This is a genomic window from Streptomyces sp. NPDC047917 (genome assembly GCF_043204345.1).
In the GTDB taxonomy this organism is placed as follows: Bacteria; Actinomycetota; Actinomycetes; order Streptomycetales; family Streptomycetaceae; genus Streptomyces; species Streptomyces sanglieri.
On the sequence record NZ_JBIDCA010000008.1, the window covers coordinates 137,036 to 163,276 of the forward strand.

Sequence of the window (26,241 nt, forward strand, 5' to 3'; positions counted from 1 at the left end):
GAGCTTTGAGCGGCCCTCCCGTGCGTACGTACCCCGGCAGATCGCACCGGAAGGACAACTGAAGAGCGCAGCGCACGCAGTGCGCAGCGGTGAGGAACGCAGGAGCTTCGGCTCCCACAGACGCCCGGCCGGATCCCGTGGGGGGAATCCGCTCCGGGACATGGGAAGCGCCTCGCTGTCGGCCCGTGGGGGGATCGATGGCGAGGCGCTTCTTTCTGCCCTGCCGGCAGACCGTGCGCCGGCCCGTGCGCGGACCGCTCGCCGGTCCGTGGCGCACCGGACGCACCGGGCACGCAAATCGCCCCGGACACCGCGCTCTGTGCGAAAGCGCGGTACGCGGGGCGAAGTCGACCGGCCTCGGTGGCCGGGGTCGTGCGGGGGGTGTTACGAGGTTCAGCGGCCCTCGACCGGGACGAAGTCGCGCAGGACCTCGCCGGTGTAGATCTGGCGCGGGCGGCCGATGCGGGAACCCGGCTCCTTGATCATCTCGTGCCACTGGGCGATCCAGCCGGGGAGCCGGCCGATCGCGAAGAGCACGGTGAACATCTCGGTCGGGAAGCCCATGGCCCGGTAGATCAGACCCGTGTAGAAGTCCACGTTCGGGTAGAGGTTGCGCGAGACGAAGTACTCGTCGGAGAGCGCGTGCTCCTCCAGCTTCAGCGCGATGTCGAGCAGCTCGTCGGACTTGCCGAGCGCGGACAGCACGTCGTGGGCGGCGGCCTTGATGATCTTGGCGCGCGGGTCGAAGGACTTGTACACCCGGTGGCCGAAGCCCATCAGGCGGACGCCGTCCTCCTTGTTCTTCACCTTGCGGATGAAGGAGTCGACGTCGCCGCCGTTGGCCTGGATGCCTTCCAGCATCTCCAGCACCGACTGGTTGGCGCCACCGTGCAGCGGACCCCACAGCGCCGAGATGCCGGCGGAGATCGAGGCGAACATGTTCGCCTGCGAGGAGCCGACCAGACGCACGGTGGAGGTCGAACAGTTCTGCTCGTGGTCCGCGTGCAGGATGAGCAGCTTGTCGAGCGCGGAGACGACGACCGGGTCCAGGTCGTACTCCTGGGCCGGGACCGAGAAGGTCATGCGCAGGAAGTTCTCGACGTACCCGAGGTCGTTGCGCGGGTAGACGAAGGGGTGGCCGATCGACTTCTTGTAGGCGTACGCCGCGATCGTCGGCAGCTTGGCCAGCAGCCGGATCGTCGAGAGGTGGCGCTGCTCCTCGTCGAACGGGTTGTGGCTGTCCTGGTAGAACGTGGACAGCGCGCTGACGACCGAGGACAGCATGGCCATCGGGTGGGCGTCGCGCGGGAAGCCGTCGAAGAAACGCTTGACGTCTTCGTGCAGCAGCGTGTGCTGGGTGATCTCGTTCTTGAAGGTCGACAGCTCGTCGACCTTGGGAAGCTCGCCGTTGATGAGCGTGTACGCGACCTCCAGGAACGTCGAGCGCTCGGCGAGCTGCTCGATGGGGTAGCCGCGGTAGCGGAGAATGCCCTGCTCACCGTCGAGGTAGGTGATGGCGGATTTATAGGCTGCGGTGTTGCCGTATCCGCTGTCCAGTGTCACCAGACCGGTATTGGCCCGGAGCTTCCCGATGTCGAAGCCCTTGTCGCCGACGGTGCTGTCGATCACCGGGTAGGTGTACTCGCCGTCGCCGTACCGCAGTACTACAGAGTTGTCGCTCACGTCATCCCTCACCGACGTAGTGCCTCTTCTTCGAGGTTCCCTGACTGTCTCCACCCTCCCCCATTTGGCTCAGGAGAGTGCACTCGGGGTCGTCCATTGGACCTACTCGCGGCACTGAGTGCCGCGAACTTACTCATCCTGCCCCCTCGGTTCCGGTTCCGGAAGGGCTGCGTGATGTTTCCCACCGATTTGATCGATCATTTTTTCCGCCGATCCTCCGCCCGAGCCCCCCGACAGCCGGTAATCCAGCGCCGTACAGCGTCTGCCTGCGGAAACCGTGCGGACCGCCTGGCCGATCGCCTGCCGTGAGCCGACCAGCACGACGAGCTTCTTGGCCCTGGTCACGGCGGTGTACAGCAGGTTCCGCTGGAGCATCATCCAGGCGCTCTTCGTCACGGGGATCACGACGGCCGGGTACTCGCTGCCCTGGGAGCGGTGGATCGTCATGGCGTACGCGTGGGCCAGCTCGTCGAGCTCGTCGAAGTCGTAGCCGATCTCCTCGTCCTCGTCGGTGAGCACCGTGAGCGTCTGTTCGTCCAGGTCGAGGGCGGTGACGACGCCGACCGTGCCGTTGAAGACGCCGTTCTCCCCCTTGTCGTAGTTGTTGCGGATCTGGGTGACCTTGTCGCCGACCCGGAAGACCCGGCCGCCGAACCGCTTCTCGGGGAGGTCGGGGCGGGCCGGGGTGATGGCCTGCTGGAGGAGTCCGTTGAGCGTGCCCGCACCGGCCGGGCCGCGGTGCATCGGGGCGAGGACCTGCACGTCCCGGCGCGCGTCCAGCCCGAACTTGGCCGGAATGCGGCGGGCCGCCACATCCACCGCGAGCACTCCGGCGTCCTCCGTCTCGTCCTCCACGAAGAGAAAGAAGTCCTTGAGGCCCTGAGTGAGGGGCGGAATGCCGGAGTTGATCCGGTGTGCGTTGGTGACGACGCCGGACTGCTGGGCCTGGCGGAAGATCGTGGTGAGCCGGACCGCGGGAACGGGGCTGCCGTCGGCGAGCAGATCGCGCAGCACCTCCCCCGCGCCGACCGAGGGCAGCTGGTCGACGTCGCCGACGAGCAGCAGATGGGCACCGGGTGCCACCGCCTTCAGCAGCTTGTTGGCGAGCAGCAGATCGAGCATCGACGCCTCGTCGACGACCACCAGATCGGCGTCCAGCGGACGGTCCCGGTCGTACGCGGCGTCGCCGCCCGGCTTCAGTTCGAGCAGCCGGTGCACGGTGGACGCCTCGGCGCCGGTCAGCTCGGAGAGCCGCTTGGCCGCCCGCCCGGTCGGCGCGGCCAGCACCACCTTGGCCTTCTTGGCCCGCGCCAGCTCCACGATCGACCGGACGGTGAACGACTTCCCGCAGCCGGGCCCGCCGGTCAGCACCGCGACCTTCCGGCTGAGCGCGAGCCGGACCGCCGCCTCCTGCTCGGGCGCCAGCTTCGCCCCCGTACGCGTACCGAGCCAGGCCAGCGCCTTGTCCCAGTCCACGTCCGCGAAGGCCGGCATCCGCTCCTCGGGCGTCCGCAGCAGCCGCTGCACCTGGGCGGCGAGGGCGACCTCGGCACGGTGGAACGGCACGAGGTAGATGGCGGTGACGAGTTCACCGCCCTCGGGCGACGGCACCTTCTCCCGTACGACACCCTCCGGGTCCTCGGCCAGTTCGGCGAGACACTCGATGACCAGGCCGGTGTCGACCTGGAGCAGCTTCACCCCGTCCGCGATCAGCCGCTCCTCGGGGAGGAAGCAGTGCCCCTGGTCGGTGGACTGCGACAGCGCGTACTGGAGCCCGGCCTTGACCCGCTCCGGGCTGTCGTGCGGGATGCCGACCGCCTGGGCGATCTTGTCGGCGGTGAGGAAACCGATGCCCCAGACGTCGGCGGCCAGCCGGTAGGGCTGGTTCTTCACGACGGAGATCGAGGCGTCCTCGTACTTCTTGTAGATACGGACGGCGATGGAGGTGGAGACGCCGACGCCCTGGAGGAAGACCATCACCTCCTTGATCGCCTTCTGCTCCTCCCAGGCGGCCGCGATCATCTTCGTGCGCTTGGGGCCGAGGCCGGGGACCTCGACGAGCCGCTTCGGTTCGTTCTCGATGATGTCGAGGGTGTCGACGCCGAAGTGGGTGGTGATCCGGTCGGCCATCACCGGGCCGATGCCCTTGATCAGCCCGGAGCCGAGGTAGCGGCGGATGCCCTGGATGGTGGCGGGCAGGATCGTCGTGTAGTTCTCGACGGTGAACTGCTTGCCGTACTGCGAGTGCGAGCTCCAGCGGCCTTCCATGCGCAGCGATTCCCCCGGCTGCGCACCGAGCAGCGAACCGACCACGGTGAGCAGGTCGTTGGCACCGCGACCGGTGTCGACGCGCGCGACCGTGTATCCGTTCTCCTCGTTGGCGTAGGTGATGCGCTCCAGCACACCTTCGAGGACGGCCATGTTGGGTGTGGAGGAGGTCGTGGAGGACATGGTGGCCATACCCGTGACGGTACCGGGCGGGTCCGACAGCCCGTGCCGGTGCGGTCAGCCGGCCACCGCGGTGAGCGACCGGTGGTGCTTCGGTGCCTCGATCTCGTCGACGAGCGCGACCGCCAGGTCCGCGTAGGAGAAGGCGGACACGCCGTCGGTGACCGGCAGTACCCGGTGGTCCCCCGTCCGGTAGCGGCCGGTCCGCGGCGCCTCGTTGTCGAGGAGTACGGGCGGCGGCGCGATGACGACCCAGTCGATGTCCGTCTCGGCGGCGCGGAGCACGTCGAGTTCCGCGGTGTGGCCCAGCGAGAAGGCCCGTGCCTCTTCGGGGAAGCCGGGGGCGTCGTGGACGACCACCCCGGGTGCGGTCTCCAGCGTGGAGCCGATCCCGACCAGGACCAGCCGGCCGACCCCGGCACGGGCCAGGCCGTCCAGCAGCGCGTGGGCCGCGCCCACGTAGAACTCCTCCGACGGCACGTCGAGCCGGCCGGCCGCACCGATCGCCGCGTCGTGTCCCGCCGCGAGCTCCGCGACGCTGTCCGCCACGGTGACGTCACCGGCGACCACGCTCACACCGTCACCGGCCAGATCCCGGTACTTGTCGGCGTCCCGCACCACCGCGGTGACCCGGTGCCCGCGGGCCACCGCCTCGGCGACCGCGCGCCGGCCGGCCCGCCCGCCGGCCCCGAAGACAACGATCCTGCTGCTCATGGGAGTTCCCCTCGCCGAGGCCCGCGCTCCGCGGGCCGGTACGGCGGACGCTAGCCCCGCACCCCATGGTTTCCGCAACGATAGTTACGTACGCTCGCCGACGTGAGCCAACCACTTGATCCCGAAATGTTCACGGGCTGCTCCCATGCCCCCTCGCCGTTCCGGATCGGCGGCAAGTGGACCCCGAGGATCATCCGGTGCCTGGAGTCCGGGCCCCGGCGCTTCAGTGAACTGGAGGTCCCGCTGCGCGGCATCACGCCGAAGGTGCTGACCGAGACACTGCGGTCGATGGAGCGGGACGGCCTCGTCATCCGTACCGTCCGTGGCGGGATCCCACCGCGGGTGGACTACGAACTGAGTGCCCTGGGCCGCTCATTGCTCGCACCGATGGCCGCCTGTTGTGCGTGGGCGGCGGAGCATCTGCCGGAGCTGATCGACGCGAGGGAGGCGTACGAGAACCTCGTCCCCGGGCCGGTGACCGACGAGGGCGGGGCGCTCGCTCCCGGCCGGCTCGCTGCCGGTGGGTGAGCACCCCGCCCTCGGTCGTGGCGGTGTTCAGCGCTTGGTGCTGCTGTTGAAGAGCGAGCGCGACCAGAGGTAGCCGACCAGGGTGATGCCGGCGCACCAGGCCAGTGAGATCCAGCCGTTGTTGCCGATCTCCGAGCCGGAGAGCAGGCCGCGCAGGGTCTCGGTCATCGGGGTGAAGGGCTGGTACTCGGCGAACCAGCGCAGGCCCGGGGACATCGAGTCGGCCGGTACGAACGCCGAGCCGAGGAAGGGCAGGAACTGGACGAGCAGTGGCTTGTTGCTCGCGGACTCCACGGTCTTGGAGATCAGGCCGAGGGCGCAGGACAGCCAGGTGACGGCGAAGGTGATGGCCGCGAGCAGGCCGGCGGCGGCGAGCCACTCCAGCGGGCTCGCCGCGGAGCGGAAGCCGAGGGCGAGGGCGACGCCCACGACGAGGACGAGGCTCACCAGGGTGGTGAGGACGCTGCCGACGACATGCCCCGTCATGAACGACGAGCGCGAGATGTTCATGGTGCGGAAGCGGTTGATGATGCCTTCGGTCATGTCGGTGCAGACCGCGATCGAGGTCGACATCGCCCCGGCCGCCACGCCCATGATGATGACGCCGGGCGTCAGATACTCCAGGTACGCGTCCCGGCCGCCGCCCATTCCGGCGCCGATCGAGTCCCCGAAGGCGTACACGAACAGCAGCAGCATCAGGATGGGTGTCATGACGGGGCCCAGGGACACCGCCGGGTAGCGCAGCGCGTGCTTGAGGTTGCGCCGCAGCATCGTCGTCGAGTCGTGCACGGCGTAGGTGAGGGTGCTCATCGCAGGGTCTCCTTCACGTGGAGCGCGGTGTCGGCGCTGCCGTCGCCGGTCAGGGCGAGGAAGACGTCGTCGAGGTCGGGGGTGTGCACGGAGAAGTCGGCGGCCCGCACTCCGGCCGCGTCCAGCTGGTCGAACAGGGCGCGCAGCGCCTCCATGCCGGCGTCGCTCGCCACGCGCAGGGCGAGCTCCTCGTCGTCGCGGGCCGCGCCGGGGAAGGCGGCGGCCGCGCGCTCGTACTCGTCGAGGTCGGTGAACCGCAGCCGTACGTGGCTGCCGGGGATCTGTGCCTTGAGTTCGGCGGCGGTGCCTTCGGCGACGATCCGCCCGCCGTCGAGCACCGCGATCCGGTCCGCCAGCTGGTCCGCCTCCTCCAGGTACTGCGTGGTGAGGAAGACGGTGACGCCCCCGGCGACCAGTGAACGCACGGTCTCCCACATGGTGCGGCGGCTGCGCGGGTCCAGGCCGGTCGTCGGCTCGTCCAGGAAGATCACCTGCGGGTCGCCGACCAGCGTCATGGCGAGGTCGAGCCGGCGCCGCATGCCGCCGGAGAAGAACGCGGCGCGCTTGTCCGCGACGTCCGCGATGTCGAACCGCTCCAGCAACTCCTTGGCCCGCTTGCGCCCTTCGCGCTTGCCGAGGTGCAGCAGGTCGGCCATGAGAAGCAGGTTCTCCTCGGCGGTGAGCAGATCGTCCAGTGCGGCGAACTGTCCGGTGACGCCGATCGCGGCGCGCACCCCGTCCGGCGCCGTGGCGACGTCGTGGCCCGCGACCTGGGCCAGCCCGCCGTCGGCGGCGATGAGCGTGGACAGGATCTGCACGGTGGTGGTCTTGCCGGCGCCGTTCGGCCCGAGCAGGGCGAACACGGTGCCGGAGGGGATCCGCAGATCGATGCCGTCGAGGACGGTCTTGTCGCCGTACGACTTGCGCAGGTCGGCGGTGGAGACGGCGAGGGCGGGCGGCTGCCCGCCGTCAATCCTTGGCGTGGGCATGACAGAAAAAGACATGGGGTCCTCCCCCTGGAAGGCGTGCCGAGCGGTGAAGTGGAGTGATCTGCCGACTGCTTGAGCGGGTCAGGCCTTGGCGCGGAGGATGTCGATGTTGCCCCAGTTGGTCCGCGCGCGGACCTTGACGGAGTCCTCGGCCTGTTCGGGGGCCCCGGACGCGGCGAGCGAGTTGCGCACCTGTCCGCGGTTGGAGCTGACGTCGAGCCAGGCGGCGGCGCCCTCGCGGATGCCGATCTCGATGGAGCCGTTGGAGGTCTCCAGCTGGACTTCGCCACGGGCGACGTCGGCGACGCGCAGCAGTCCGTTGGTCGCGGTGCCGGTGACCGACGCCTCGGCACGCGCGATGTCGATGCTGCCGTTGGCGCCGCCCACCCGCAGTTCGCCGGTCACGGTGCCGACGGTCGTGGTGCCGTTCGCGTTCTTCAGGACGGCGGGTCCGTCCACGAAGCCGACGCGCACATTGCCGGTGCTGGTGGTGACCTCGGCCCGGCCCTCGACCCGGTCCACGGCGATCGAGCCGTGCGACGTGGCGAGCGTCAGCGGACCGGTGGTGTCGAGGCGTACGTCCCCCACGGAGGTCTTCACCCGGACCTCGCCGAGCCGGCCCTCGCCCTGCACCTGGGCCCAGGCGCCGGTCACCTCCACCTGCGAGCCCGCGGGCAGTTCGACCGTCACGTCGACGGCGCCGGAGGGTCCGACGAGGCGGCGCCCCTTGGGCGTCCTGACGGTCAGCAGACCGCCCGCACAGGTGGCTTCGGTCTGCTCGGCCGCCCGCACGTCCTGGTCCTTCTTCGGGTCGCGGGGCCGCGCCTCGACGACGGTGTCGGGCCGGTCGGTGGCGACGAACCGGATGGATCCGGCCTCCACATTGGCGGTCACGGAGATCGGCTGGGGCGTGTTGAAAGAAGGCATGGCTGTCCCGTCCTCTTGGGTCTCAGGGTGAAATTCCGGTTGAATTCAGGCAGGGTCGGGTGCGCGCTCAGCGCACCCAGCCCGTGAAGCTCTGTCCGTAACTGCGGGTGGTGCGGGTCTTCTCCGTGGTACGCGGCCGGTCTCCGCCGTCGACCGCGGCCGACACGGCTCGCACCAGCCACGCGTTGACCGAGAGGCCCTCGCGGTTCGCGGCCTCCTCGGCGCGCGCCTTGAGGTGGGCGGGCAGCCGCAGATTGACGCGGGCGGTGCCGCCCTCGTCACCGTCGGCGGGCGCCGGGGCCGGGGTCCTGAGCGGCTCGGCGGGCGCGCTCCGCTCCTCGGGCACCTCCTCGCCCGCCGGCTTCGTCACCACGAAGTCGGGGTCGAGCCCGCGCAGCCGTACGTCGACCGAGCCGGGGGCGAGTTCACGAGTGATCTCGTCCATCGCGGCGGAGAGCACGTTGAGCATCGTCAGGCGGGTCGCCGACTCCAGCGGAGCGGTGAGCCGCTCGGCCAGCTCGCGGGCTTCTTCGCCGCCGGCTTCGGCGGCCACCGCGAGTTCGCGGCGGAGGTTGTCGACATACGGCGTGAGGTCCATGACGCCATAGTGGCACCACAGTGGCGCCACCCGCAACCCCGCACGGGGAGCAATTCCGGGCTACCTCTCGTCCAACGGCCCTGACCTGCAAAAACGCGACGACACCCACGTTGCGCCAATACGGCACCACGAGGGGACCTGGCCCCTCTGGCACCTCCAGTGGCACCACGCGGTGCCACTAGGCGTCATGTGGGTGCCACGCGGCGCCGCAAGGTGTCACCGGGTGCTTTGCGGCGCCCCGAGGTGCCACGGGCAGCGACGCGGCGCCGCGGGGTGCCACCCGCGACCGGGCTGCTGTGCTCCACGCGTCGGGGACGGACGCGTCCCGGACTGGCCCGCACTTGTCAGAGACCTGTGAGTCCGGTGCAGGGATGACGGCCGGCCCCGGCGCGGGGCGGCCCCGGGCCACGCCGCAGTTCCTCGGGGCCGTCGACGGAATCGAGCAGCCGATGCCGCCGCCTCCGGCACCGGAGCTCCCGGAAAACGAAACGGGCCCGGTCGAAACGACCGGGCCCCCTCGCTTTCCCCCAACGTCGAGGCTTCCTGATCCCCCCAGATCCCTCCCCGGAAGCACCCGACGCCAGATACGACTCGGTCGGGCGCCAAACGGTTGCACGCCTTGACGATCTCTTTGCCTTGGTGGCAAAGAGCCTTGTCAGCAGGCGTGCTCGGCGTACCGGGCGGCCACCTCCGCGAGGACTTCGGCGCCGTCCCGGGCCCAGAGGGACTCGTTGAAGATCTCCACCTCGATCGGGCCGTCGAAGCCGGCGGCCTCGACCAGGGAGCGGAAGGCACGGAAGTCCACCGCTCCGTCGCCGAGTTGACCCCGGCCGAGCAGAACGCCCGCCGGGAGCGGGGTGATCCAGTCGGCCAGCTGGAAGGAGTGGATCCGGCCGCCCGCACCGGCGCGGGCGATCTGCGCGGGCGCCTGGTCGTCCCACCAGATGTGGTACGTGTCGACGACCACGCCCACCTGGTCGGCCGGGAAGCGTTCCGCGATGTCCAGTGCCTGGGACAGCGTGGAGACCACGCAGCGGTCCGAGGCGAACATCGGGTGCAGCGGTTCGATGGCCAGGCGTACGCCACGTTCGGCCGCGTACGGGGCCAGCTCGGCGAGCGCGTCGGCGATCCGCTCACGGGCGCCGCGCAGGTCCTTGCTTCCCTCGGGGAGACCGCCGGAGACCAGGACCAGGGTGTCGGTGGACAGTCCCGCCGCCTCGTCGACCGCGGCGCGGTTGTCGTCCAGGGCACGGGCCCGTTCCGCCGGGTCCAGTGCGGTGAAGAAGCCGCCGCGGCACAGGCTGGTGACGGACAGGCCGGAATCGGCGAGGAGCCGGGCGGTGCGCTCGACGCCGTACGCCTGGACGGGGGCCCGCCACAGGCCGACCTTGTCGATGCCCGCCTTGGCGCAGCCCTCGGCCAGCTCGGGCAGCGACCACTGCTTGATGGTCTCCTGGTTGATGGAGAGACGGCCGTCGCTCATCGGGTGCCTCCATTGACGGCGAGCAGGGCGCGCATCCGGGATTCGGCCAGCTCCGGGTCGGGGAACAGGCCCAGCCGGTCCGCGAGTTCGTACGCCTTGGCCAGGTGCGGCAGCGAGCGGGCGGACTGGAGGCCGCCGACCATCGTGAAGTGGTCCTGGTGGCCGGCCAGCCAGGCGAGGAACACCACGCCCGTCTTGTAGAACCGGGTGGGCGCCTGGAAGAGGTGCCGGGACAGCTCGACCGTGGGGTCGAGGAGGTCGCGGAAACCCTGGGTGTCACCCGTGTCGAGGACCCGTACCGCGTGCGCGGCCAGCGGGCCCAGCGGGTCGAAGATGCCGAGCAGGGCGTGGCTGAATCCCTGGTCGTCGCCCGCGATCAGCTCGGGGTAGTTGAAGTCGTCGCCGGTGTAGCAGCGCACCCCGCCCGGCAGCCGTCGGCGGACGTCGATCTCGCGCTCCGCGTCGAGGAGGGAGATCTTGATGCCGTCGACCTTGTCCGGGTGTTCCGCGATGACCTTCAGGAACGTAGCGGTGGCGGTGTCGAGGTCCGAGGAGCCCCAGTAGCCGTCCAGCGCGGGGTCGAACATCGGGCCCAGCCAGTGCAGGACGACCGGCTCCGATGCCTGGCGCAGCAGGTGCGCGTACGTCTCCAGGTAGTCCTCGGGCCCCTTCGCCGCCGCGGCGAGCGCGCGGGAGGCCATCAGGATGGCCTGGGCGCCGCTCTCCTCGACGAGCGCGAGCTGCTCCTCGTACGCGGCGCGGACCTCGGCGAGGGTGGCCGGGCCGGTGAGCTGGTCGGTGCCGACGCCGCAGGCGATGCGGCCGCCGACCGACTTCGCCTCGGCGGCGGAGCGGCGGATCAGCTCGGCGGCACCGGCCCAGTCCAGGCCCATGCCGCGCTGGGCGGTGTCCATCGCCTCCGCGACGCCGAGGCCGTGCGACCAGAGGTGGCGGCGGAAGGCGAGGGTGGCGTCCCAGTCGACGGCGGCCGGCGAGTCGGGGCTGATGTCGGCGTACGGGTCGGCGACGACGTGGGCCGCCGAGAAGACCGTGCGGGAGGCGAGCGGGCTGCCGCCGCGCCCGAGGTCGAGCGGGGTGGTGCGGGGCTCGTACGGGCCCTGCGGGAGGTGGATGGTCAACTCAGATCAGCTCCGATGCGCCGTACGTGTACGGGGTGGGCGGTCACAGGGACAGCTCCGGGACGTCGAGTCGGCGGCCCTCCGCGTGGGACTTCAGGCCCAGCTCGGCGAGCTGCACGCCGCGGGCGCCGGCCATCAGGTCCCAGGTGTACGGCTCGTCGAGGACGATGTGGCGCAGGAAGAGCTCCCACTGGGCCTTGAAGCCGTTGTCGAAGACCGCGTTGTCGGGGACTTCCTGCCACTGGTCGCGGAAGGACTCGGTGACCGGGAGGTCGGGGTTCCAGACCGGCTTGGGGGTGGCCGAGCGGTGCTGGACCCGGCAGTTGCGCAGGCCGGCGACGGCCGAGCCGTGCGTTCCGTCGACCTGGAACTCGACCAGCTCGTCGCGGTTGACCCGGACCGTCCAGGAGGAGTTGATCTGCGCGATGGCGCCGCTCTCCAGCTGGAAGGTGCCGTACGCGGCGTCGTCGGCGGTCGCGGCGTAGGGCTTGCCCTGCTCGTCCCAGCGCTGCGGGATGTGCGTCTGGACGTGCGCCTGGACGGTGGAGACCCGGCCGAACAGCTCGTGGAGCACGTACTCCCAGTGCGGGAACATGTCGACGACGATGCCGCCGCCGTCCTCCGCGCGGTAGTTCCAGGACGGGCGCTGGGCCTCCTGCCAGTCGCCCTCGAAGACCCAGTAGCCGAACTCGCCGCGCACGGAGAGGATCTCGCCGAAGAAGCCGCCGTCGATGAGGCGCTTCAGCTTCAGCAGGCCCGGCAGGAAGATCTTGTCCTGGACGACGCCGTGCTTGATCCCGGCCTCGCGGGCCAGCCGGGCCAGCTCCAGGGCGCCCTCGACGTCGGTGGCGGTGGGCTTCTCGGTGTAGATGTGCTTGCCCGCCGCGATCGCCTTCTTGATCGCGTCCACCCGGGCCGAGGTGACCTGGGCGTCGAAGTAGATGTCGATGGTGTCGTCGGCGAGGACCGCGTCGAGGTCGGTCGACCACTCGGTCAGGCCGTGCTGCGCGGCGAGCTCCTCCAGCGCATGGGCGCGGCGGCCGACCAGCACGGGCTCGGGCCACAGCACGTCGCCGTTGCCGAGGTCGAGGCCGCCCTGCTCGCGGATCGCGAGGATCGAGCGCACCAGGTGCTGCCGGTATCCCATGCGACCCGTGACGCCGTTCATGGCGATGCGCACTGTCCTGCGTGTCACGAAACTTCCTCCATACAGCCGTAGCAAGCGCTTTCTATACGGTATGACGCTAGCCTGCCGACAGCGGCCCGGACAAGAGGGGGCGCGCTGATAACTCCACTCACTCCTTGTCACTCCTCGGAGGAAAGCGATGACAGTCACCCTGGCGGATGTGGCGGCCCGCGCCCGGGTGTCGCCGGCCACCGTCTCCCGCGTGCTCAACGGCAACTACCCGGTGGCCGCGTCCACCCGTGAACGGGTCCTGCGCGCGGTGGACGATCTGGACTATGTGCTCAACGGGCCGGCCAGCTCGCTCGCGGCGGCCACCTCCGACCTGGTCGGCATCCTGGTCAACGACATCGCGGACCCGTTCTTCGGGATCATGGCGGGCGCGGCGCAGACCGAGATCGGCGGGCCGGGCGACGGTTCGGGGCGGGCGGGCGGCGAGAAGCTCGCGGTGGTCTGCAACACCGGCGGCTCCCCCGAGCGCGAACTGACCTATCTCACCCTGCTCCAGCGCCAGCGCGCCGCGGCCGTCGTCCTGACCGGAGGCGCGGTGGAGGACCCGGTGCACCAGGCGGCGGTGTCCGCCAAGCTGGCCAAGCTCGCGGACGCGGGCACCCGGGTGGTGCTGTGCGGCCGGCCCCCGCTGCCGGACGGCGAGGCGGTCGTGGCCGCGCTGGCCTTCGACAACCGGGGCGGCGGGCGTCGCCTCACCGAGCACCTGCTCTCGCTCGGCCACCGGCGGATCGGCTATGTCGCGGGCCCCCTGGAGCGCACCACGACCCGCCACCGACTGGAGGGCCACCGCGACGCGATGCGGGCGGCGGGGCTCCTCGGCGGGGGTACGGGTACGGCAGGGCTCCCCGGCGGGGGTACGGGCACGGCAGGGCTCCCCGGCGACGGGTACGACGAGGAGCGTCTCACCGTCCACGGCCCCTACGACCGTCGCTCCGGGTACGACGCCACCCTCGAACTCCTGCGCCGCGAGCCGGAGGTGACGGCGATCGTCGCGGCCAACGACACGGTGGCGCTGGGCGCGTGCGCGGCCGTCCGGGACCGGGGGCTGCGCATCCCCGAGGACATCTCGGTGGCGGGCTTCGACGACCTGCCGTTCTCGGTGGACGCGGTCCCGGCGCTGACGACCGTACGGCTGCCGCTCTTCGAGGCGGGCGCCCGCGCGGGCCGGCTCGCGATGGGCAAGGAGACCCCGCCGCCCGGGGGCATCGCGACGATCGCGGCGGAGCTGATGGTGCGGGGGTCGACGGCACCGCCCCGGACCTGATCAGCAGCCCGTGACCCGGCCCCGGGCGGGGGTGCGCCGGGTCCGTACCCGCCCGCCCGGCGGGGCACCCCCGCCGAGCCCGTACCCGCCCGCCCGGCGGGGGTGCGCCGGACCCGCTCCACCCCTCCGGGCGGGGGTGCGCCGGACCCGTACCCGCCCACCCGGCAGGGGCGAGCCGGGCCCGTTCCGGTTCCTGTTCGGGATCGTGGGCAGAAAGATGGGGGCGTTGCCCCCATGTCCGCCAGCGGCATCGCCGGAAGTATGGGGCGTGGCGGACCGGTGGTGCCGGCGCCGGACCGAGGAGGTGCGATGGCGGAGATCCATGCGGGTGGCGGCGGACGGCTGGGCGTCTCTTCCGCGTCACGTCCGGCTGCGGCAGCGGGTTCCTCCGCCGATGCGGTCGGCCTGCTGGAGACCGGCCGTCCGACGGCGGACGCGGCTTCCTGTGCCGCTGGTCCGTGGTGGCGGCCGGCACTGACCGGTGAGGCGCCGGCCGGTGGGGCGATGCGCGGCGATACGTTGCGCGGCGATGCGCCGACCGGTGACGCGCTTCCCGAACACGCCCCGGACTGGGCGGTGTTCGTCCAGGAAGCGGTTGCCGACGCGCCCGAGCGGGCGGCGGTCGGCGACCGGGAGGACCTGCCGGGGCTGCGTGGATTCGAGCGTGTTCTCGCCCCGTTCACCGACTGCGCGGCGCGGCGGATGCGGGACGGTCTGCCGACGCGACTGAGCCGGTACGTCGATCTGGATTCCGTGCAGGAGGACTTCGAGCGGCATCTGTCCCGGCGGCTCGCACGGCTCGCCGCCCGGACCCTGGTCCTGGAGCTGCACACGGCGCGACGGGACGGGCGGCTGGCCGGGGACGGTCCCGAGAGCCGGTTCACCGACTTCCTGCGGCTGACCGGCGCCCGGTCCGGACTGGCCGCGCTCTGCACCACGTACCCCGTACTGGCCCGGATCCTGGCACGTACCGCGCTCGACGCCGCCGCCGCGCTGGCCGAGATGCTGGTGCGGTTCGCCGCGGACCGACCGGTGCTGCCCGGCATCCACAAGCCCCGGGACGAAGAGGCCGCGGGCGACGGAGCCCGGGGCGATGAGGCCAGGGGGAGCGGGACCAGGGACGACGAAGCCCGGGACGCCGAAGCCGGAGACGCCGAAGCCAGGGGCGACGCAGCCAGGGAAGAAGAAGCCCGAGGCGGTCGGCTGGTGGGGGTCGAACCCGGTGCCGGGGACGGCCACCGGGGCGGGCGGACCGTGATGCTGCTCCGGTTCGAGGACGGCACCCGACTGGTCTACAAACCGCGCCCGCTCGCCGCGCACCAGCACTTCAACGAGCTGGTCCAGTGGTTCAACGCGCTGCCCGGCACTCCTGGACTCCGTACGCTCGCCCTGCTGGACCGGGGACCTTACGGCTGGGTGGAGTTCGTCGCCGAACGGCCCTGCCGCTCGGGCCGCCAGGTCGAGACCTTCTACCGGCGCCAGGGCGCACTGCTGGCCCTGCTGCACGCGCTGGACGGCACCGACCTGCACCACGAGAACCTGATCGCGGACGGGGAGTACCCGGTGCTCGTCGACGTGGAGACGCTGTTCCACCCGCCGCTGCCCACCGCGGGTTCGGACGATCCGGCGGCCCGTGCCCTGCACGACTCGGTGCACCGGGTGGGGCTGCTGCCGCAGCTGCTCGTCGGGGACGAGTCGGCGCTCGACATGTCCGGGATCGGTGGTGGGCAGGCGGCCGATTCCCCGGTGCGCGGCGTGGACTGGGCGGACGCGGGGACCGACCGGATGCGGCTGGTGCGCCGGGCGGCCCGGTTCGGCGGTTCGGCGAACCGGCCCCGGCTGACCGGGACGCCCGCCAACCCGTCCGCCTTCACCCGGGCGCTGTGCGCCGGATTCCGCGCCGGCTACACCGCGATCAAGGAAGCCCGCGCCGAACTCCTGCGCCCCGGAGGCCTGTTGGACCGGTTCGCACGCGACGAGGTACGGGTCGTGGTGCGGCCCACCTGGATCTACGCCTCACTCCTGGACGAGTCCACGCACCCGGACCTGATGAAGGAAGCCGCCGAACGGCACGAGGTGCTCGCGCTGCTGGGCACCGACACCCTGGGATCCGCCTCGCTGCCCGGCCTGCTGGACGAGGAGATCGCCCAGCTCTGGTCGGGCGACGTGCCGCTGTTCACCGCCCTGCCCGAAGGCACCGACCTGTGGAGCGGGACCGGCCGGATGCTGCCCGGCACGCTCGCCCGGACCGGGCTGTCCCTGGTCCGCGCGAAGCTGGCGGCCATGGGCGCGGTGGACCGCAAGGACCAGGAACGGATCATCCGCGCCGCGATGGCGACCACCTCGCGGGGGCCCGCCCACCAACCCCGGCCGGGCCCGCGCCGGGTCCGTACGGCCGCGACCGCGCCGGATCCGGACCAGCTGCTCGCGGCGGCCCGGTCGGTCGGCGACGCGCTGGTGTCCCAGGCCTACTCCGGGCCCACCCGGCTCAACTGGATCGGCCTGGAGCTGCTCGACGAGCGGTACTGGCGGCTGGGCCCGATGGCCGCCGATCTGGCGGGCGGCTACACCGGTACGGCGTGCTTCCTCGCCCAGCTCGCCTCGCTGACCGGGGCGGACCGGTACGCCGCGGCCGCCCGGGACGCGCTGGTACCCCTCACCGGGCTGCTGGACTCGCTGCACTCGCGCCCGGACGACCTGGGCCCGGTGGGCTCGGGTGCGTTCGCCGGGATCGGCGGGATCGCGTACGCGCTGACCCAGGTCGCGGACGCGCTGGACGACCCGAGCCTCGGTGGACTGGTGCTGCCCGCACTGCGGTTGACCGGTGCGGCGGCCGTCGGCGAGAGCGAGTACGGGGTGCGCGGGGGTACGGCCGGCGGGCTGGCCGGTCTGCTCGCCGGGTACCGGGTCACCGGGCGGGCCGATGTGTGGCGTACGGCGGAACGCTGCGCCGGGCTGCTGCGCGAGGCGCCGCTGCCGGACGCATCGGGGTTCGCCGACGGATCCGCCGGAATCGGCTGGGCGCTGCTGCGCTTCGCCGAGGCGGGTGGCGGCGAGCCGTACCGCGCCTCGGGGCTCGCCGCGTTGCGGGCCGCGACCGGCTCCGTGGACCGCGACATCTCCTGGTGCCGGGGCAGGACGGGCGTGGCACTGGCCGTGCTGGACAGCCCGGCGGCGCGGGCCGACCCGGTGCTGTCCGCCTGGGCGCACGAGGCGGCGGCGGACATCGCACGGGCCGAACCGCCGCCGGACGACAGCCTGTGCCACGGCGAGCTCGGCGTTCTCGAACTGCTGCGCCGGGGCGAGCCGCCAGGTGTCCGCACCCGCTGGGTGGAGCGGGCCGGGGCGCTGCTCGCGGCGGCCGACCGGGCGAAGCCGCGTTGCGGAACGCCCGGCCAGGTGTCGCATCCGGGGCTGCTGACCGGCCTCGCGGGGATCGGGCACGGGCTGCTGCGGGCCGGATTCCCCGACCGGGTGCCGTCCATGCTGCTGCTCGCCGGGCCCACCGTTTCGGCGGCGCCCGGCTGAACGGTCACGGGACGGGGCGGGCGGGGACGGGACCGTGGCGAAGGCGGGCGAACGCCCTGAGCCGGCGTCCACGCGCGGCTCACACCTCACCGCCCGCCCCGCACCGGACCCGCCCCGCCCTTCCCTCACGCCTTCGCCCCTCGCACGTAACTCCCGGACCAACGAACGTACTTACTCACCTCTCAGGTACCACCACGTCGTACACAGCTCGTCGCTCGACTCACGCAACGACAACCTCCCACGAGAAGAGGCAGACCATGCAGACCACCGAAGCCACCGCCTTCCACGCCGCCCGGTTCGACGACTTCACCGAGGTCGACCGGTTCGCGGAGTTCACGGAGTTCACGGAGTTCGCGGACGAGCACCCTGTCGGCAGGATCTCCCTGGGTGCGAGCGGCGGGCTGGGGCTGCGCAGCAGAATCCTCGGCGCCGCGGACGGCATCGGCGACTGCACCGGAGACCTGCCGTGGACCACAATGACCTGGTCCTGAGTCAATTCCTTTGGGGATCAAGGGCTTTGACGCACTGACTGCTGGGTAGTGCCTCAAGTAGCCTGCGTCCATGCGTGCCACTTCGTCAGTGATTGTCGGGCGTGTCGCTGAGACCGGCCTGCTGAGCGATGCCCTGGACGCCGCGTCGCGGTGTTCGGGGCATGCGGTCTTCTTCGTCGGTGACGCGGGCATCGGGAAATCCCGGCTGGCCGGTGAGTGCGCCTACCAGGCGTACGAGCGGGGCATGCCGGTGCTTCGCGGCAGGGCCACGTCGACCGGGCTCGTGGTGCCGTTCCGCCCGCTGATCGAGGCGCTGTCCTCACGGTTCCGGGCGGCCGGTACGCCCACCGACCCGGAGCTGGACCCGTACCGTCCGGCGCTGGCCCGGCTGGTGCCGGAGTGGCGCCGGGGTTCCTCCCCCGGCTATCCGGAGACCGTGGTCGAGCTGGCCGAGGCGCTGCTGCGGCTGCTGTCGGTGCTCGGCCAGGAGCACGGCTGCGTGATCCTGCTGGAGGACCTGCACGACTCCGACACCGAGACGATCGCGGTGGTGGAGTACGTCATCGACAACGTGGCGGACCTGCCGGTGCTGCTGCTGGGAACGTTGCGCCCGGAGCCCGGTGTCGCACTCGACCTGGTGCGCTCGGCGGAACGGCGGCAGGTCGCCACGGTGCGCGAGCTGGCGCCGCTCGGGGACACGGACGTGCGGGAGATGACCGCCTCCTGCCTGGAGGCCGCCGCCCCGGACGAGGTGCCGCAGGCCACCCACGAACGACTGGCCGGCCGGGCGGGCGGCAATCCGTACCTGGTCGAGGTGCTGCTCGCCGATCTGCTCGACTCCGGCCAGCTGCGCCGGGCCGGCGGCCGCTGGGAGGAGCACGTCAACCCGGACGCGTCGGTGCCGACCGGGGTGGTGCGCAGCTGGTCGCGGCGGCTCGACCGGTTCGACGAGCCGGTGCGTGAACTGCTCCTGTGCGCGGCCACGCTGGGCAACCGGTTCTCGGTCACCGTGCTCCAGACGGTCACCGGGTTCGACGACCGTACGCTCTTCAGCCATCTGCGCTCCGCCGTGGAGGCGAACATCATCGCCCCCGACGGGGCGGACCCCGATCGCTACACCTTCCGGCACGCGCTGACCGCCGAGGCGCTGGTGGCCTCGCTGGCACCGGCGGAGCGGGCCGCGACGGCCCGCCGCGCGGCGCACTCCCTGGCCGCCGCCGGTCATCAACTGGGTGATGAGCAGCGACAGTTGATGGCAACGCTGCAACTGGCCGGGGGCGACCGGCACGGCGCGGCCCGTCAGTTCGCCGACGTCGGCCGACGGATGCTGGCCGCGGGCGCGTCCGGTTCGGCGGTCATCCTGCTGGAACGGGCCCGCTCGCTCGCCCACGAGCGCGATCTGCGGAGCATCACGGAGTCGCTCGCCGTCTCCCACGCCGAGGCCGGTGAGCTGGACACGGCGCTGGCGCTGACCGCGGAGCTCCCCCCGGTGCCGTCGCGCTCGGACGCCTCCGAGCAGCGCGGGGAGACCCATATCCGGATCGCCTGGGCGGCCGTGATGGCGGAGCGCGTGGACGAGGCGGCCGGGCAGATCCGGACCGCGCGGAACGTGCTCGGTACGGCTGTCCGCCCCGAGCAGGAAGCGGCGCTCGACGTGGTGCACGGTCATCTGGCGCTGCTGCCCGGCCGTGAGGGCCACGGGCGGCAGGAGTCCGCGCAGGACGCCGCGCGCCGGGCCGCCGCCGTGGCGGAGGAACGCAATCTCCCCGTGGTCGCCTGCCAGGCCTGGCAGTTACTGGCACTGCTCTCCCGGGAGCGTGGCTTCGACGAGGCCGACGCGTGCCTGGAACGGATGCTCGCGGTCTCCGAGCAGCACGCCCTGCCGGTGTGGCGGGTGGAGGCGCTGGTCCGGCTCGGCGCCAACACGTTCATGCGCACCGGTGACCCGGCCGGGCTGGAGACGGCGCGTACCGCCGCCCAGTCGCTGGGCGCGCTGGTGCCGACGCAGACCGTGGACGGGCTGCTGGCCATGAACGCGGTGATGCGCAGCGAGTGGGACGGGGCGCACGAGATCATCGAGCGGTCGCTGGCCGCCAGCGCGCGGGTCCGCAATCTGGGGGCGCACCGCTATCTGCTGCTGGCCTCGGCGACGCTCGCCGCGCACCGGGGCCGAAGACGGGACCTGGACCGGGCCATGGTCCGGTTCCGCCGGGCGGGCGGCGAGGAGTCCTTACTCGTCCCGCTGCAACTGGGGCTCTGCCGGGCCTTCGCGGCGCTGCTGGAGGAGGACCGCGAGGGCGCGCTGGCCGACCTGGACACCTCGCTGGTCTGGGAGCGCGAGCACCCCAGCTTCTTCTACCTGAGCGGGCGCTACGGTCTGCGTCCGCTGCTGCGGATACTCGACGGCCTGGACGGCCGGGCGGAGCTCGACGCGATCCTGGAGAGCCCCGGCGCGGACCTGGCGTGGAACCAGCTGTTCCTGCGGCTGGCCGATGCCGTGCTGCACGGCCGCACGGGCGATGCGGACCGGGCCGCCCGGTCGGTCGGGGCGGCCGTCGCCGACGCCGCCGCCTTTCCGCTCGCCCGCCATCTGGGGCTGCGACTGGTCGCCGGCGCGGCGCTCGCCGAGCAGTGGGGCGAGCCGGTGAGCTGGCTGCGGGCGTCGGAGGAGTACTTCTACGGGGCGGGCATCCAGCCGGTCGCCGCCGCGTGCCGGGCGGCGCTGCGACAGGCGGGCGCCAGTGTCGGGCAGCACCGGGGCGGCTGGGACCGCATCCCGGCCCAGCTGCGGACGAGCGGGGTGACACCGCGTGAGTACGAGGTCTTCGTACTGCTGACGGAGCGGCCGGGCAATCAGCAGATCGCCCGGCGGCTGTCCATATCGCCGCGCACGGTGGAGAAGCACATGGCGAGTCTGCTGAGCAAGACGGGACGCGCGGACCGTGCGGCACTGTGCGAGTTCTCCGCCGAATGCGCGGCCGAACGCGACTGACCGGGGGGCACCCCCGTCCGGCCTCCGCCCTGTCGGCCCCGCGCGAGCTTCGGCGCCGGGCCGGTGGGTCCGGCCCTCCCGCCCGACGAGGAGGCGGACGGACTGGGCTTCCCGGCGGTCTCGGGCCGGGGCGAGGAGTTCCTGACGGCTGCCGGTTCCCGGCCGGTCGCGGGACGACGGGCCGGGTGACGGCGGGCTGGGGGACCGGATCTGCTCGCGGCGTTGGCCCGGCGCGGCGGCGCGGGCGGCGGGCGGCGGGCGGCGGCGGGCGGCGTCGCGGCGGACGGCGTACGCCCCGGGCGGCGCCGGTGCACCGTAGCCCGGGCGGGAGGGCCGGGCCCGGCAGCGGGCGGGCGCGCCGAGGCTGCTGGATAGGCTGGGGCAGCCGCTCCGGGAGCCCTGCTGAGGCCGGGCCGGAAGGGTGGCCGGACGACGACGGAAGGACCACGCACGTGAAGCTCGCTTTCTCGACCCTCGGAGTCCCGGGGATGCCGGTCGCCGATGTCGTCCGGCTCGCCGCCGGGCACGGCTACCAGGGGGTGGAGCTGCGCGCCCATCCCGAGGAGCCGGTGCACCCGGGCCTCTCCGTGCCAGAACGGGCCTCGGTCGTCCAGGAGTTCGAGGCGGGCGGCGTCGAGATCCTGACCGTCGCCGGTTACGTCCGGGCCGCCGCCGAGGGCGACGACGCGCCGGCGCTGGACGAGCTGGCCGGGCTGGTGGACCTGGCGCACGACCTGGGCGCGCAGAACGTCCGGGTCTTCCCGGGCGGCGGCGGCCAGGACCCCGCCACGGCCGACGCGACCGCCGCCCGCCGACTGGCCGCCGCCGCCCCGCACGCCGCCGACCAGGGCGTGCGCATCCTGCTGGAGACCCACGACTCGCACCGGGCCGGTGCCGATGTGGCCCGGGTCGTCGGGACGGTCGGGCACCGGCAGATCGGCGCGCTCTGGGACATCATGCACACCTGGCTGGCGGGCGAGGACCCGGCCGCCAGCCATGCGGTGCTGGCCCCGCACCTGGGCTACGTACAGGTGAAGGACATCGCGTCGGCCGAGGACGCCGCGCCGTTGGCCCTGGGCGCCGGGGTGCTGCCGCTGGGGGCCTGCCTGGACACGCTGGACCCGGACAGCTGGGTCTGCTGGGAGTACGAGAAGCGCTGGCACCCGGACGCACCGGAACTGCCGGGGCTGCTGGCCGCCGGGCGGGACCACCTGCTGCGGCTGGGGGCACGCGGGCAGTAGGCGGCGCCCCTGCCCGGAGGTGGCGCGGCCCGCGCGGTTCAGCCGGTCCGCGCCACCTCGGGCCCGGGTTCAGCCGGTCCGCGCCACCTCCGGCCCGGGTCCGGGCGGTCCGCGCCACCTCCGGCTCGAACTCGCGCGGTCCGTCCCACCTCAGGCCCGGGTTCAGCCGGTCCGCGCCACCTCCGGCTCGGGTTCCGGGGACTGCGGTGCCGCGGCGCGTGACCGCCGCGCGCCCGCCAGCGATGTGAGCGCCACTCCCCCGACCAGCAGCGCCGCCGCGCACCACCGCAGCGGGCTCACCGACTCGTCCAGCAGCAGAGCGGCCGAGGACATTCCGAAGACCGGGACGAGCAGGGTGAAGGGGGCCACCGAGGAGGCCGGGTGGTGGCGCAGCAGGAAGCCCCAGGCGCCGAAGCCGAAGACGGTGGTGATCCAGGCGACGTAGACGATGATCCCGGCGCCGCTCCAGTCGAGCCCGGCCAGTGCCCGGGCGTCGCGGTCCCAGCCCTCGAAGAGGAGCGAGAGGCCGAGCAGCGGGAGCACGGGCACGGTCGAGACCCAGACCATGAAGTTGAGCGAGTCGGGCGGGGCGGCCTTGCGGGTCAGCACGTTGGACACGCCCCAGCAGGCCGCCGCCGCGATCACCAGGACGAAGGCGAGCACGGGCCCGCCCGCCCCTTCGTCGACCGCGGCGACCCCGATGCCCGCGAGCGCCACCGCCATCCCCAGCACCCGTGTCCTGCCGGGCCGTTCACCGAGCGCGAGGGCGGCGAACAGGGCGGTGAAGACCGCCTGGACCTGGAGCACGAGGGAGGAGAGGCCGGCGGGCATCCCCCGGTCCATGCCGATGAAGAGCAGGCCGAACTTCGCCACCCCGAGGACCAGCCCGACGCCCACGATCCACTTCCAGGCGACCTTGGGCCGGCCGACGAAGAAGACCGCGGGCAGCGCGGCGACCAGGAAGCGCAGGGCCGAGAAGAGCAGCGGCGGGAAGTGCCCGAGGCCGACCTCGATGACGACGAAATTGACGCCCCAGACGGCTGCCACCAGGGCGGCCAGGGCGATGTGGAGGGGACGCATGCACCGAGGATCACCCGCACCGACCATGTAGCACCAGCGCGGACTTCTTCATGGTGGAATTGAGCATCGCTAATGAATCGCTCATGAGTCACCCATGAAGCACCCCTGAGGGGAACGGGAGGTCCGGTGCTCGATCTGGCCCGGCTGCGCGCCCTGCACGCCGTCTCCGTCCACGGCTCCGTCGCGGGCGCCGCCGCCGCGCTCGGGTACACCCCGTCGGCGGTCTCGCAGCAGATCACCAAGCTGGAGCGGGAGACCCGTACGACACTGCTCGAACGGCGCGGGCGCGGGGTCGCGCTGACCGAGGAGGCGCTCCATCTGGCCGCGACGGCCCAGCAGCTGCTGGCGATCGTGGAGCGCGCGGAGACCACGCTGGAGGAGCGCAGAGGGCTGCCGACCGGGCGGCTGTCGATCGGCGCGTTCGCGTCCGCGGCGCGCGGGCTGCTGCCCGGGGTGCTGGCGGGGCTGGACCGGGAGCACCCGGCGCTGGAGGTCCGGATGACCGAGGTCGATCCGCATCTCTCGGTCGACCTGGTGGCCAAGGGTGTGATCGACCTGGCGGTCGCGCACGACTGGGACATCGCTCCGCTGCCCGCCCCGGAGGGCGTGGCGCAGGCGGTGATCGGGGACGACCGCTGCGATCTGCTGGTGCCCGAGGGGCACCGTCTCGCCGGGCGGGACGCGGTACGGCGCGAGGAACTGGCGAAGGAGCGGTGGATCTGCCAGCCGCCGGGGACGGTCTGCCACGACTGGCTCGTACGGACGTTGCGGGCGGCGGGTTACGAGCCGGACATCCGGCACCAGGCGGAGGAGAACCACACCCAGCTGGCCCTGCTCGCGGCCGGCCTCGGGGTCGCGATGATCCCGCGCCTGGGGCGGGGGGCGCTGCCGCCGGGGGTGGTGGCCGTGCCGCTGGATCCCGTACCGGTGCGTCGGCTGTACGCGCTGTGGCGCACCGAGGCGGCCCGGCGGCCGGCGATCACGGCGGCGGTGTCCGCGCTGCGGGCCCACGGGGCAGCGGTGGGACTGAGCTGAGCCCGGCGCCCCACCCCCGGGCAACGGGCAACAGGCGCCGGGCAACGGGCGCCAGGCGCGCCCGGCGGGAGCGCGTCCGCTGCCACGCCGCACGGGCTCAAATCGGTCCGGACCCTTGACCGGAAGTTATTTTCTGGATATCCGTGCTCCTTGGAAGTTTCTTTCACCAGTTCTCACCACCTCTCGTCCCCGAGTACGGCCGAAGGAGCTCACGTGCACCACCGCACCTCCAGACGCACCCTCCTCACCGCCACCGCCGCGACGGCAGTCGCCGCCGTCACGGGCGCGGGCCTCGCCCCCGGCGCGGTCGCCGCCCAGCGGTCCGCGAGCAGCGGACAGCACCATTCAGCCGCCACGACCAGGCGCCTCAAGCGGATCATCTCCGGGATGTCCCTGGAGGAGAAGGTCGGGCAGCTCTTCGTGATGCGGGTGTACGGGCACTCCGCCACCGACCCCGACCAGGCCGACATCGACGCCAACCTGGCCGAGATCGGGGTTCGCACCGCCGCCGAGATGATCGCCAAGTACCACGTCGGCGGGATCATCTACTTCACCTGGGCGCACAACACCCGCGACCCGCACCAGATCGCCGAACTCTCCAACGGCATCCAGCGCGCCGGTCTGGCCGGCCCCACTCCCCTGCCGCTCCTCGTCTCCACCGACCAGGAGCACGGCATCGTCTGCCGGGTCGGCGAGCCGGCCACCCTGATGCCGGGCGCGATGGCACTGGGCGCGGGAGGTTCGCGCTCGGACGCCCGCCGGGCCGGGCAGATCGCGGGCGCCGAACTGGCCGCGATCGGCATCAACCAGAACTACGCCCCGGACGCGGACGTCAACGTCAACCCGGCCAACCCGGTGATCGGCGTTCGCTCCTTCGGCTCCGACCCGCGGTCCGTGGCCGCCATGGTCGCCGCGCAGGTGAAGGGGTATCAGAGCAGCGGGATCGCCTCGACGGCCAAGCACTTCCCGGGCCACGGCGACACCAGCACCGACAGCCACACCGGGCTGCCCGTCATCACCCACACCCGGGAGCAGTGGGCGGAGCTGGACGAGCCGCCGTTCCGGGCCGCGATCGCCGCGGGCATCGACTCGATCATGACCGCGCACATCGTGGTCCCGGCCCTGGACCCGGCCGAGGACCCGGCGACGCTGTCCCGCCCGATCCTCACCGGCATCCTGCGCGAGGAGCTCGGCTACGACGGTGTCGTGGTGACCGACTCGCTCGGCATGGAGGGGGTGCGGACGAAGTACGGCGACGAGCGCGTGCCGGTCCTCGCCCTTCAGGCCGGCGTCGACCAGCTGCTCAACCCGCCGGACCTGAGCGTCTCCTGGAACGCCGTGCTGGAGGCCGTGAAGGGCGGTGAGATCAGCGAGGCCCGGATTGACGAATCGATCCTGCGCATTCTGCGGCTGAAGGCGAAGCTCGGGCTGTTCGACGACCCGTTCGTCAGCCGCTCGGGAGTGGACCGCACCGTGGGCACCCGCTCGCACCTCGCCGCCGCCGACCGGATCGCCGAGCGCACCACCACGCTGCTCGCCAACGACGGGGCACTGCTGCCGCTCTCCCGCCGCTCGCACCGCGACCTGCTGGTGGTCGGCGCCGATCCCGCCTCCCCGTCCGGCACCACCGGACCGCCGACCACCACCCTGGCCACGGCGTTCGGCGAACTCGGGTACGCGGCGACCGCGCTGTCCACCGGCACCGCCCCCACCGCGGCGAAGATCGCCGAGGCGGTGGCCGCCGCACAGGGCAAGGACGCGGTGGTCGTGGCGACGTACAACGTCTCGGCGACCGGCTCGCAGCGCACCCTGGTGAGCGCGCTGGCGGCGACCGGCGTCCCGGTGATCACGGTGGCGATCCGCAATCCGTACGACATCGCCCAGCTGGCCGGGACCGGGTTCGCGGCCAACCTGGCCACGTACTCCTGGACCGATGTCGAACTGCGCGCCGCCGCCCGGGTGATCGCGGGCCGCGCCGAACCGCGGGGCACCCTGCCGGTCCCGGTGCAGCGCGCGGACGACCCGGCCGTGGTGCTGCACCCGGTGGGTTACGGGCTGAGGTACTGACGGAACGGGGAGGAGCCGTGCGCGATGCG

19 protein-coding genes are annotated in these 26,241 nt (G+C 72.5%); 8 read left to right on the plus strand and 11 right to left on the minus strand.

Annotated elements, in window-relative coordinates:
• Window positions 1-393: 393 nt before the first annotated feature.
• The 3 genes from ACGF8B_RS20630 to ACGF8B_RS20640 all read right to left on the minus strand — a co-directional run bounded on the left by ACGF8B_RS20630 (window position 394) and on the right by ACGF8B_RS20640 (window position 4,845).
• A complete protein-coding gene (locus ACGF8B_RS20630) occupies window positions 394-1,683 on the minus strand; it encodes a citrate synthase (protein ID WP_093548651.1) in 1,290 nt (429 codons plus the stop codon).
• Window positions 1,684-1,812: 129 nt separating this feature from the next.
• A complete protein-coding gene (locus ACGF8B_RS20635; RefSeq protein WP_392741013.1) occupies window positions 1,813-4,134 on the minus strand; it encodes an ATP-dependent RecD-like DNA helicase in 2,322 nt (773 codons plus the stop codon).
• 54 nt (window positions 4,135-4,188) lie between these two features.
• Complete coding sequence (locus ACGF8B_RS20640; protein ID WP_392740408.1) at window positions 4,189-4,845, minus strand: NAD(P)-dependent oxidoreductase; 657 nt, start codon at window positions 4,843-4,845, stop codon at window positions 4,189-4,191.
• 126 nt (window positions 4,846-4,971) lie between these two features.
• Between ACGF8B_RS20640 and ACGF8B_RS20645 the strand changes: the two genes are divergently transcribed.
• A complete protein-coding gene (locus ACGF8B_RS20645; protein ID WP_392741014.1) occupies window positions 4,972-5,373 on the plus strand; it encodes a winged helix-turn-helix transcriptional regulator in 402 nt (133 codons plus the stop codon).
• 27 nt (window positions 5,374-5,400) lie between these two features.
• Here ACGF8B_RS20645 and ACGF8B_RS20650 read toward each other — a convergent pair whose 3' ends face one another.
• The 7 genes from ACGF8B_RS20650 to ACGF8B_RS20680 all read right to left on the minus strand — a co-directional run bounded on the left by ACGF8B_RS20650 (window position 5,401) and on the right by ACGF8B_RS20680 (window position 12,514).
• Entirely contained in the window at window positions 5,401-6,183 is a 783-nt protein-coding gene (locus ACGF8B_RS20650) for an ABC transporter permease (protein ID WP_392740411.1), read from the minus strand.
• Complete coding sequence (locus ACGF8B_RS20655; RefSeq protein WP_392741016.1) at window positions 6,180-7,172, minus strand: ATP-binding cassette domain-containing protein; 993 nt, start codon at window positions 7,170-7,172, stop codon at window positions 6,180-6,182. Before ACGF8B_RS20655 ends, ACGF8B_RS20650 begins: the two co-directional genes overlap by 4 nt.
• Window positions 7,173-7,253: 81 nt before the next feature.
• Window positions 7,254-8,099, minus strand: a complete 846-nt coding sequence (locus ACGF8B_RS20660) for a DUF4097 domain-containing protein (protein ID WP_392740414.1) — start codon at window positions 8,097-8,099, stop codon at window positions 7,254-7,256.
• A 67-nt stretch (window positions 8,100-8,166) separates the two neighbouring features.
• On the minus strand, window positions 8,167-8,697 hold the full coding sequence (locus ACGF8B_RS20665; RefSeq protein ID WP_392740416.1) for a hypothetical protein: 531 nt from the start codon (window positions 8,695-8,697) through the stop codon (window positions 8,167-8,169).
• Window positions 8,698-9,352: 655 nt separating this feature from the next.
• Window positions 9,353-10,180 carry a sugar phosphate isomerase/epimerase family protein gene (locus ACGF8B_RS20670; protein ID WP_392740418.1) on the minus strand — a complete coding sequence of 276 codons (828 nt, stop codon included), beginning with the start codon at window positions 10,178-10,180 and terminating at the stop codon, window positions 9,353-9,355.
• Window positions 10,177-11,319 carry a dihydrodipicolinate synthase family protein gene (locus ACGF8B_RS20675; RefSeq protein ID WP_392740421.1) on the minus strand — a complete coding sequence of 381 codons (1,143 nt, stop codon included), beginning with the start codon at window positions 11,317-11,319 and terminating at the stop codon, window positions 10,177-10,179. Before ACGF8B_RS20675 ends, ACGF8B_RS20670 begins: the two co-directional genes overlap by 4 nt.
• A 43-nt stretch (window positions 11,320-11,362) precedes the next feature.
• Window positions 11,363-12,514 (minus strand): Gfo/Idh/MocA family protein, encoded by a 1,152-nt coding sequence (locus ACGF8B_RS20680; RefSeq protein WP_392740423.1) that lies wholly within the window; start codon window positions 12,512-12,514, stop codon window positions 11,363-11,365.
• Window positions 12,515-12,644: 130 nt separating this feature from the next.
• Here ACGF8B_RS20680 and ACGF8B_RS20685 point away from each other — a divergent pair, with 130 nt between their 5' ends.
• From ACGF8B_RS20685 to ACGF8B_RS20705, 5 genes are all read left to right on the plus strand, one after another.
• Entirely contained in the window at window positions 12,645-13,778 is a 1,134-nt protein-coding gene (locus ACGF8B_RS20685; RefSeq protein ID WP_392740426.1) for a LacI family DNA-binding transcriptional regulator, read from the plus strand.
• A 309-nt stretch (window positions 13,779-14,087) separates the two neighbouring features.
• On the plus strand, window positions 14,088-17,306 hold the full coding sequence (locus ACGF8B_RS20690) for a type 2 lanthipeptide synthetase LanM family protein (RefSeq protein ID WP_392740427.1): 3,219 nt from the start codon (window positions 14,088-14,090) through the stop codon (window positions 17,304-17,306).
• 257 nt (window positions 17,307-17,563) lie between these two features.
• A complete protein-coding gene (locus ACGF8B_RS20695) occupies window positions 17,564-17,797 on the plus strand; it encodes a hypothetical protein (protein ID WP_392740429.1) in 234 nt (77 codons plus the stop codon).
• A gap of 70 nt (window positions 17,798-17,867) precedes the next feature.
• Window positions 17,868-20,789: a helix-turn-helix transcriptional regulator gene (locus tag ACGF8B_RS20700; RefSeq protein ID WP_392740432.1), complete on the plus strand. Its 2,922-nt coding sequence runs from the start codon at window positions 17,868-17,870 to the stop codon at window positions 20,787-20,789.
• Between the two features lie 452 nt (window positions 20,790-21,241).
• Window positions 21,242-22,030 (plus strand): sugar phosphate isomerase/epimerase family protein, encoded by a 789-nt coding sequence (locus ACGF8B_RS20705; protein WP_392740434.1) that lies wholly within the window; start codon window positions 21,242-21,244, stop codon window positions 22,028-22,030.
• Between the two features lie 162 nt (window positions 22,031-22,192).
• Here the strand turns inward: ACGF8B_RS20705 and ACGF8B_RS20710 are convergent, their stop codons facing one another.
• A complete protein-coding gene (locus ACGF8B_RS20710; RefSeq protein WP_392740436.1) occupies window positions 22,193-23,110 on the minus strand; it encodes an EamA family transporter in 918 nt (305 codons plus the stop codon).
• Window positions 23,111-23,236: 126 nt separating this feature from the next.
• On the opposite strand from ACGF8B_RS20710, the gene ACGF8B_RS20715 reads away from it, so the two are divergent.
• Both ACGF8B_RS20715 and ACGF8B_RS20720 read left to right on the plus strand, forming a co-directional pair.
• The gene (locus ACGF8B_RS20715) at window positions 23,237-24,145 is read left to right on the plus strand and encodes a LysR family transcriptional regulator (protein WP_392740438.1); all 909 of its coding nucleotides are present in this window, start codon (window positions 23,237-23,239) and stop codon (window positions 24,143-24,145) included.
• Between the two features lie 213 nt (window positions 24,146-24,358).
• Window positions 24,359-26,212, plus strand: coding sequence for a glycoside hydrolase family 3 protein (locus ACGF8B_RS20720; protein WP_392740440.1), 1,854 nt, complete (start codon window positions 24,359-24,361; stop codon window positions 26,210-26,212).
• Window positions 26,213-26,241: the final 29 nt, after the last annotated feature.